Origin of the sequence: uncultured Gemella sp., assembly GCF_963519265.1 — a bacterium.
Taxonomy (GTDB): Bacteria; Bacillota; Bacilli; order Staphylococcales; family Gemellaceae; genus Gemella.
This window is the reverse complement of sequence record NZ_CAUQNQ010000051.1, coordinates 1-9687: the sequence shown is the minus strand read 5'-3', so window position 1 is coordinate 9687 and position 9687 is coordinate 1. Positions and strand designations below refer to the sequence as shown.

Sequence of the window (9687 nt, the reverse complement as noted above, 5' to 3'; positions counted from 1 at the left end):
TAAACGTTTGTTTTCCTTTATCAAAGGCAACTAACGCATACTTTGGATTAGTATCTGCCAATATTTTTTCTAGCATCAATGTAAAACCATATACACTATTTGTATATAATCCTTTTTTATTTTTTAAAGCTGGCATAGCGTAAAAAGCACGATAACTCAAACTATTACCATCTATTAATATTATCTTATCCATTTTCATCTCCTAATAATTCTAAAAAAACTGTAAATGGGAGCAACTCAAAAATCTTATTTTTACAAAGCGATTTTTTCTAGTCACTCCCGTACAATTTATTTAATATTAAAGCTCAACCGTAAAGTTTATCAATAATACATTAAAACTTTATATCTACATATTTTAAATTGATGAATTTTTATGCCTTGTTTAATTCATCGTTAGCAAATAATCACTAAGTATTATTTTACAATAATTTATAAATAATTTCTATTTTTCTCTTCCAAGAGTGGTGTTCAATTTCTTCTAGTAACTCAGCAGGAATCTCGCGTTGCTCTCTTGTTCTTTCTATCATAAGTTCTAAAGCACCTACTATTCTATTTACAAATGCTGGTTTTTCTTCTTCAACAGCCTTATCAGTGTCATAAATAGTTGGCATTGCTATATATTCTATTATCTCAGAATTATTTATTTTGTCTCCAAGAAATTCTATAAGCCCTTCTATCTCAGTAGCAACTACTCTTAGTCCACTTCCTAAAGCTTCCACCGCAATAAGACCTAACCCTTCAAAATAAGATGGTAGTATAAAAATATCTTTATGCCTCATTATTTCCCCTAAATGTGCTTGATCTACGGCGTTATAAATTTTTATTTTCTTAGAATCACCAACTAAGGCTTCGACCCTAGGTCTATCCTCTTCTTTCAAGTTCCCTATTAATTCTAATTCTACGTTATTGTCTTTTTTCTCTAATAATCTAAAAGCCTTTATCAACTCATAAAAACCTTTTGACTCATCAAATTTCCCTGCATATAAAATTTTTACATTATCCTGTTTTTCGTATTTTTCAGCAGGATAAAAAATCTTCTCATTATATCCAGCACCAATATTTATAATTTTATCCTCAGGGTAGCTATAAATATTAGAAATTCCTTCTATAACACCACTACTCAGTGCTAATATCTTATCTAATTTATCAAGGCTTTTGACATATTTATCTTTCATTGCTGGGTTCTTTTCAGCTTGTCTTATATCCGTATTATGACAAACTCCAATTACTTTTTCACCTTCAAATACATCACAAACTATAGAACTTAAAATCCATAAGTGATGTGTGATTACAACATCTGGCTTAAATTCTTTTTTAGCTTTTTCTAATTTTTTACGGAATGCTTCTTGCCAAGTTTCCAACATCTCAGCAGTCATATTTTTATACAAAGTATTTTCATAAGGCATAATATCGCTCATACCTACGATAGGAAAACTAATATCCTTGCCTTGAAACTCAACTTCAAATTTCTCATCTAAAAAATTAAAATCATATTCCGGCGTTGTTGCATAAACCGCAGCTTGTTCAACTTCAAACTGTTTAAGCCCTTCAATAACATTAGTAAAATATACACCACTTCCTGTCTTAATAGGTAATTGTGCTAATACGTGTAAAATTTTCATAATTATCATCCTCTATTTCATATTTTCCGTCACTTATATTATAACCTAATTTAACATTTTTTTATAGTAAACGTATTAAATCTTTATGTTAGTTATACAAAAAAGAAATTCACATCTAGTAATCCTACTCTATGTGAATTTCCCAAAATTTATTTTCATCATACAAAGGATTCCTCCACTTATAATGAAAATATCATTCTTTTATTAACATTAATTTTAAACGATAACCTATCGTTTATTTTAATTTCTACGCTCAACCGCAAGGAGAAGCTTCTAAATCAGCTTGGGTTTCTATATAATCATTTTTATTATAAAAAGCATTTCGATATTTAGTTGTATTAAATGGTTCAATTAAATTAATAACAGTATAGCCATCTAATCCAAGTTTTTTACACACAGCTTTACTTTCTTCAGGTTTATCACTGTAAACAAAAATTTCTGAATCTTTATTTAACTTATCTAAAATACTATCTATTTCATTAGGGGAAACTTTGATTTCTTCATCACTTAAAATTTCACTACCTAAGTTTAAAAACTGCTTATTCTTACTTGCTGAGATACGATATTTAAATTCAGATAATAATGCATTACTATATATTGCTTTACCATAATCGTATTGCTTAACTCCATCTCCAATATGAAGTTTCGTGAATCCACGCTCTCTTAATAATTTTTCAGTATTACGTGATGTTACATCGACTACACAATATAAAATTATATCTTTATCTTTATAATCATCTAGCACATCACTATTATTTTTAAAAAGTTTAATCGGTAAGTTTACGGCATTAATTGCGTGTCCTCTGGCATACTCTTTTCTCCAGCGGACATCTACAACAAGTGCTTCTTCAAAAGATTTTTTCTCTACTTCAGCTCCAGTAATTCTCCCTGGCTTACCTTTTAACAATTTAAGCCAAAATGCATAAAGTCCTACTAAGATAATTAACACTATTATACCAATAACTACTAATATATTCATCTTGTTTACTCCTTTCTTAACATAATTATATTATATCACACATTTTGTATTTTTAATAATAAATGATATTTAAAAATTTTTTTGATTTTTTTCCTATTTAAGAGTAAAATTATATTATAGACATTTTTTAGAAAGGAGATTTAAATGAAAATTTCCAAAATTAGTAAAATAGACAATAAAAATTTCAAGCTTGAAACTTCATTACTTTTTGATGGAATCTTAGTTGGACTTGCTGCAGGAATAGTAGGTGCGAGCTATAGATTACTTATTGGATATAGTGAAAAACTTGTTCATTATACGGCTTATTTTATTAAAACTGGTTTGATATATAAAGTTGTATTATTTATTGTCTTAATCTTACTAGCATTATTTTCTGGATTTTTGCTTAAACGAGAACCAATGGCAAGTGGAAGTGGAATTCCTCAAGTATCAGCAGAAATAACAGGTAGACTTAATTCAAATCCATTACGTGTACTTATTTATAAAATCATTGGAGGATTAACAGCTAGTTTAGGTGGCCTATCTTTAGGTAGAGAGGGCCCATCCATTCAACTCGGGGCCATGAGTGGAAAACTTGTATCGAAAATTTTAAAAAAAGATAGTATTAAAGAAAAATATCTTATTACTTGTGGTGCTAGTGCTGGACTCTCAATTGCTTTTGGGGCACCTCTAGCTGGTGTTTTATTCTCAATAGAAGAAGTTCACAAGCAAATTACAAAAAAAATCATTATTTGTTGTTTCAGTGCTGCTGTGGTTGCCAATATTGTTGGACAATATATTTTCGGACTTACAGCAATATTTAAATTCCCTGATGTACCTTATGTGGAAGTTACTATATATCCTTGGGTTGCTTTATTAGGTATTTTATTAGGGATATTCGGAACATTTTATAATGTTACTATAAAGATACTATTCAAAATTTATGAATATTTCAAATTAAATATAGTTTTTAGACCCCAAGTAGCTTTTCTCATTTCATTTGTCCTATTTATTTTTTATCCTATAGTTCTAGGAAGCGGACATAGTTTAGTAGAATTTTTGATTGAGAATAAATTTAGCTTTATGTTTTTATTAACATTATATTTTATAAAGACTTTATTCTCACTTATATCATTTACTTCAGGTGTTGCAGGTGGAATATTCCTACCTATTTTAATTCAAGGTGCAATACTTGGGACATTATTTAGTAACTTTTTCGATGCTAAATATACTGCGTTATTTGTTATATTATCCATGTCTGGGTATTTAACAGCAATTGTAAGAAGTCCTATTACTTCAATAATATTATTATTTGAAATGACACAAAAAATTAACTATTTCCTTCCTATTGCACTTTGTTGCCTATTCGCTTATATGACTGCGAATATACTAGGGACAAAACCTGTTTATGAATATTTATTAGATCGCATACTAACTAGTAATAAACTGGAAGATAATGAAGTTGAAATGGAAGTAGAAATACTCACAACTATTTCAAATGATAGTTTTTTGGTTGGAAAATCTATAAGAGAAATAGAGTGGACAAAAAATACACTTATCTCTCAGATTGAACGTTCAGGACGCGAAATAGTACCAAAAGGCACAACAGTTTTAGAAGCTAATGACAAACTTACCGTTATAATGCCAAAAGAAAGTGTTGATTTATTCTTAGAAAAATTTAGTAGATAGTTAAAAGGAGTGACTCGACAAAATCTTGTTTCTTAAAAGAAATCATGATTTTGTCGAGTCACTTTCAGTAGTGGTTTATTACATATCTAAAAGCTTTTATAAAAGGAATATACATCTCAATAAACCACTGTGTCTATAAGTTATAAATATACACTTTTTAAAAATTCAGGACTTTTGGGTCACTCCTGTCTTCAGTCTTATATTACATCAAAATGTTTTAAAGCATTTGTGATTCCATCATCATCCACGCTTGTTGTGATATAATCTGCAATCTCTTTAACATTATCGCCAGCATTCCCCATCGCTACACCTATTCCTGCATGTTTAAGCATATCTATGTCATTACCACCATCACCAAATGCCATAGTTTCCTCTAATTTAATACCAAAGTGTGCAATAACCGCATCAATTCCGGTATTTTTTCCACCATCTTTCGGGATAACATCTGTAAAATGAGTAGTCCAACGAGCCGCTTTTGAATTAGGCATATATGCTAAAAATCCTACTTCTTCCTCTTCTGATACAAAGACATTAAGCTGATAGATTTTTTCACTAATTGCTTTATCATATGCTAATACATCTTCTTTAAAACGCTCTGGATCTCCTAGCTCATCTTCTAACCATTTTACCCTTGAATTTTTCAAATTCATAAATGCACCATCTAATAAAGCAAAGTCACACGCAATCTTATTCTCTTTAAAATAAGGGAGTACGTTCTTTATATCTTCTTTAAATAAAATCTTATCGTTTAAAACTTCACCATTTTCTAAATAGCAATATTGACCATTTATCGTAATATAGCCATCAAATTTAAAATCTAATAAATCATTTAAAAATGTAGTATGAAATGGTGCTCTTCCTGTAGCAATAAATATCTTAACACCTTGTTCCTTTAACTTTCTTAATGTATTTGCAGTATTCTCCGGAATTGTTTTTGTTTTAAAACTTCTAATCGTTCCATCAATATCAAAAAAAATTGCCTTTATCTTCGTCATCTTTATTCTCCATAATTATTTAAGTCAACTACACTATCTCTTATTTTTAATTCATAACCAATTAATAGTTTCATAGCTGTTTCTTCTTTTTTTATTACATTTAATAACATTTCTACCGTCTGCTTAGCCGCATCTTTTAAATCAAATTTTATCGTTGTTAACGGTGATTTTAATAGTGCTGATGATGTATAATCTCCAAAGGCAGCAACCGAATAATTTTCTCCAACACTTAAACCAGATTCTTCTAGAGCTTTTATCGCTCCATAAGCCAAATTATCCGTAGCACAAATTAAACAACTATCTTCTTTCAACTTTTCAATATTCTCTCTTACTATTTCATATCCTTCTTCCATACCAAAATTAGTAATTAAAATGTTCTCAAGTTCTAGATTATACTTCTCTAAAGCCCTTATTACTCCTAATTTTCTATAATATCCTACTGCAACATCATCTTCACTAACCCCTAAATAAGCTATTTTTTTATGACCACTTGCTAATATGTAATTAGTTAAATCTCTTGCTGCATTAAAGTCATTATACTCAACACTATATGTATACTCTCCCTCTTGCCCCAACATAACAACAGGAACATCCACAGATTTTATAGTACTCTCGTAAGTTTTAGTCATAGTTGTTGGTAATAAGATTATTCCATCTACATTCATTCTCGCTAATTTTTTTATATACTCTACCTGCTTATTTTCATCAAAATTAGCATTCATTATCAATGTCTCATAATTATTATCTTTTAATTCTTTATCAAGATATTTTAAAGTATTCCCACTAACAAAAGAATGAAGACATGGAACTATAACTCCAATAATTTTACTATCTGTACTTTTTAATGCCTTAGCAAAAGTATTCGGCGTGTAATTATACTTATCTACTATTTCTTTAATTCTCTCGTGTGTTTCTTTTTTTAAATTTCCACCATTAAAATACCTAGAGACAGTAGTAGTTCCTACTCCAGCCATTTTTGCTATATCTACTATTGTCAATTTTTTCATAGATTACCTCCTTAATCACATCCTTAATTATAAACGATTAAAGGAAATAAATAAAGAATTATATGAGAACATTTTTAGAAAATATAAACACTAATTTTTTTGTTAAATACTTTAATTTTTCATCCTGTAATACAAAAAAATAATCCACTTTTGATTTTTATTCTAATACAATTCATTTTATATCTTCTAATTAAGAGTAATACAAATCGTTATAATAATAGTAATCTTTACTATTTTTGTTATATTTTTAAAACTACTTTCAATCTACAACTACAAACTGTATCAGTACAAATTGGAAAAAATCGCACAACAGATGTCTAAACACTATCAAACAGGCATAGAACAATATGAACAAATAATTTAAAAAAATTAAACAAAACTCTTGAAATCATTTTCCGAAAGTGGTATAGTTTAGCTTGGAGGTATATTATGATAGTTCAATTAAAAAACGTATCAAAACAATATAAAGATGCTAACTTCAAATTAGAAAATATATCGTTTGATATTAATAAGAAAGAAGTTATTGGAATTATCGGTAGAAATGGTACCGGAAAAAGTACTATTCTTAAAATGATCAATGGGATCGTTTCATACGATAGCGGAGATATACTATATAAAAACTCTTCTATCAAAGGTATGGATGCAAGTACCCTTAGAAATACTAGAAAAAATCTAGCATATATATTCCAACACTCTAATCTTATTGATAATAAAACAGTATATTATCATTTAAGTTTAGTATACAAATTAAATAAGGTTTCTGTTGATAAAAAGAAAATAGATGATATTCTTGAATTCATGAATATTACAAGACTAAAAAACAGTCTTTGTGGTAGCTTAAGTGGTGGTGAACAACAAAAAGTAGCTATCGCTATGGCACTACTACAAGAACCCGAAGTTCTACTTTGTGATGAAATCAGTTCTGCATTAGATACCAATAGTGAAAAAGAAATCTTTGCACTATTAAATAAACTGCGAACTACAACTGACATTTCAATTGTTATGATTTCTCACAGCCTTTCATTACTGAAGAACTTCTGTGATCGAGTGGTAGTTATCGATGATTCTACTATAAAAGATATTGTCGTACCTAATAAAAATGCAAAAGACGATTACGACAGTAATTACTATAACTACGTAAAGGAGTTTTTACTAAATGATTGATTTATTTAAAGCCAATTACGATGGTATCATGAAAGCATTTTGGGAAACTAACTATATGATGATTTACTCTATGTTAACAGTATTTTTCATTTCCCTACCATTAGGTATTATGCTTTTTGCTTTCAGTCGTGATTATTTATTAAAAAATAGAGCAGTTTATGAAGGACTTAGCATTTCTCTTAATGCCCTACGTAGTGTTCCATTTCTAATTTTTGTATTCATATTAATTCCTGTAAATAGATTTCTATTTAAAACATCTTTTGGGAATATTGCAGCAATCTTGCCTCTTACACTAGTTGGTGTAAGTATCTATGCACGTTTTGTTGAGCAAGCATTAATAAACGTTCCTAAAAAGATTGTAGATAGGGCTATAAGTATGGGAGCTACAAAAATTCAAATTATTAGATACTTCTTATTACCTGCTACAATGGATAACTTAATCTTGTCATTCACCTATACTACTATTAGTTTACTAGCGTATACTACTGTAATGGGTGTAATCGGAGCAGGTGGTCTTGGTGAATTTGCATTCAGATACGGATATCAAGAGTACAATTATGATCTAATGTATTTAATAGTAATAATATTTATTATATATGTATTTATTATTCAATCTATAGGTTATGGATTAGCTAAACGTTTCACAAACAAGAAGGAGAAATAGATTAATGAAAAAAGTATTATCTATTGTTGCTAGTCTTTTAGCTCTTGTGCTTGTATTAACAGCATGTTCAAGCAAAACTAGCGATAAAAAAGAAGAAAAAAAAGAAAACAAAACAATTAAAGTTGCTGCTCATGTCCCACCATTCACTGACATGTTAGAATTAGTTAAAGAAGATTTACAAAAAGAAGGATATACTCTTGAAATTGTAAAAGTATCTGATAATGTTCAAGCTAACGTTGCTTTAGCAAACAAAGAAATCGATGCTAACTTTTTCCAACATGAACCATTCATGAAACAGTATAACGAAAAAAATAAAACAAACTTAGTAGCTGTTGCAAAAGTTTATAACTCAATCCCAGCATTCTACTCTAAAAATATCAAAAACATTAAAGATCTTAAAGATGGTGCTGATGTAGCTATTCCATCTGATGCTTCAAATCTAGCTCGTGCATTAAGATTATTAGCTCACGGTGGGTTAATTACATTAAACGATCCTAACAGCTATAACGTTACTGTAAAAGACATTAAAGATAATCCAAAACATCTTAAATTTACAGAAGTTAGTCTTTTAAACTTAAGTGATGCATATGCAGAAAAAGATTTAGTATTCAACTACCCTACTTACATTGCTAAATTAAACCTTACACCAATGAAAGATGGACTTCTAATGGAAGATAAAGCTGACTTTACATATGCTGGTGTTCTTGCAGCTCGTGAAGACAACAAAGACGATGCAAAAATCCAAGCATTGAAAAAAGCTTTAACAAGCCAAAAAGTTAAAGATTTCCTACAAAAAAATTATGATGGTAAAGCTACTGCAGCTTTCTAATTAATATTTATTATTACTAATTCAAAATCTATAATATATACAATCAACAACCTTACCTCTAAATAAAAAATATACTTAATAGGAGAAAATATAATGAAGAAAATAATTTCATTTATAGCTAGCTTAGCTGCATTATTATTAGTTTTAACAGCATGTTCAAGCAAAACTGAAGCACCTAAAAAAGAAGAGAAGAAAGAACCAGTTACTGTAAAAGTAGCTTCTCACACTTCTCCAATGACAGACATGTTAGAAATGATCAAAGACGATCTTAAAAAAGAAGGTTACAACTTAGAAATCGTTAAAGTTTCTGATAACGTTCAAGCTAACGTTGCATTAAACAATAAAGAAGTTGATGCTAACTTCTTCCAACACAGACCATTCATGGAACAATTTAACCAAAAAAATAATGCTCATCTTGTAGCTATTCAACCAATTTACAACGCGACTGTATCATTCTACTCAAAAACTCTTAAAGATATTAAAGATCTTAAAGATGGTGCTGATGTAGCTATCCCTTCAGATCCAACAAACTTAGCTCGTGCTTTACGTTTATTAGATCACGCTAAAGTTATTACTCTTAAAGATCCAAATAGCTTTACAGTAACAGAAGCAGATATCAAAGATAATCCAAAACACCTTAAATTTACTAAAGTAAGCTTACTTAACCTAAACGAAGCTTATAACGAAAAAGATTTAGTATTTAACTACCCAACTTACATCTCTAAATTAGGATTAACTCCAGATAAAAACGGTCTAGCT

Annotated in this window: 10 protein-coding genes; 5 read left to right on the top strand and 5 right to left on the bottom strand. The window is 29.3% G+C overall.

What is annotated here, in order from left to right; genetic code table 11:
* The 3 genes from RWN11_RS05920 to RWN11_RS05910 all read right to left on the bottom strand — a co-directional run.
* Positions 1-193 (bottom strand): hypothetical protein (locus RWN11_RS05920; RefSeq protein ID WP_314160844.1); only part of this gene is annotated, 193 nt, incomplete at its 3' end.
* Positions 194-419: 226 nt separating this feature from the next.
* Positions 420-1622 (bottom strand): glycosyltransferase family 4 protein, encoded by a 1203-nt coding sequence (locus RWN11_RS05915; RefSeq protein ID WP_314160843.1) that lies wholly within the window; start codon positions 1620-1622, stop codon positions 420-422.
* 253 nt (positions 1623-1875) lie between these two features.
* Positions 1876-2601, bottom strand: a complete 726-nt coding sequence (locus RWN11_RS05910) for a rhodanese-like domain-containing protein (protein ID WP_314160842.1) — start codon at positions 2599-2601, stop codon at positions 1876-1878.
* A 144-nt stretch (positions 2602-2745) separates the two neighbouring features.
* On the opposite strand from RWN11_RS05910, the gene RWN11_RS05905 reads away from it, so the two are divergent.
* A complete protein-coding gene (locus RWN11_RS05905) occupies positions 2746-4269 on the top strand; it encodes a ClC family H(+)/Cl(-) exchange transporter (protein WP_314160841.1) in 1524 nt (507 codons plus the stop codon).
* A 197-nt stretch (positions 4270-4466) separates the two neighbouring features.
* Here RWN11_RS05905 and RWN11_RS05900 read toward each other — a convergent pair whose 3' ends face one another.
* Positions 4467-5264 carry a Cof-type HAD-IIB family hydrolase gene (locus tag RWN11_RS05900; protein WP_314160839.1) on the bottom strand — a complete coding sequence of 266 codons (798 nt, stop codon included), beginning with the start codon at positions 5262-5264 and terminating at the stop codon, positions 4467-4469.
* 2 nt (positions 5265-5266) lie between these two features.
* Positions 5267-6271 carry a LacI family DNA-binding transcriptional regulator gene (locus tag RWN11_RS05895; protein WP_314160838.1) on the bottom strand — a complete coding sequence of 335 codons (1005 nt, stop codon included), beginning with the start codon at positions 6269-6271 and terminating at the stop codon, positions 5267-5269.
* 429 nt (positions 6272-6700) lie between these two features.
* Between RWN11_RS05895 and RWN11_RS05890 the strand changes: the two genes are divergently transcribed.
* The 4 genes from RWN11_RS05890 to RWN11_RS05875 all read left to right on the top strand — a co-directional run.
* Complete coding sequence (locus RWN11_RS05890; RefSeq protein ID WP_294683107.1) at positions 6701-7435, top strand: ATP-binding cassette domain-containing protein; 735 nt, start codon at positions 6701-6703, stop codon at positions 7433-7435.
* Positions 7428-8099 (top strand): methionine ABC transporter permease, encoded by a 672-nt coding sequence (locus RWN11_RS05885; protein ID WP_003146663.1) that lies wholly within the window; start codon positions 7428-7430, stop codon positions 8097-8099. The genes RWN11_RS05890 and RWN11_RS05885 overlap by 8 nt, the downstream gene beginning before the upstream one ends.
* Positions 8100-8103: 4 nt before the next feature.
* The gene (locus tag RWN11_RS05880) at positions 8104-8928 is read left to right on the top strand and encodes a MetQ/NlpA family ABC transporter substrate-binding protein (protein ID WP_314160837.1); all 825 of its coding nucleotides are present in this window, start codon (positions 8104-8106) and stop codon (positions 8926-8928) included.
* Positions 8929-9021: 93 nt separating this feature from the next.
* Positions 9022-9687 (top strand): MetQ/NlpA family ABC transporter substrate-binding protein (locus RWN11_RS05875; RefSeq protein WP_314160836.1); only part of this gene is annotated, 666 nt, incomplete at its 3' end.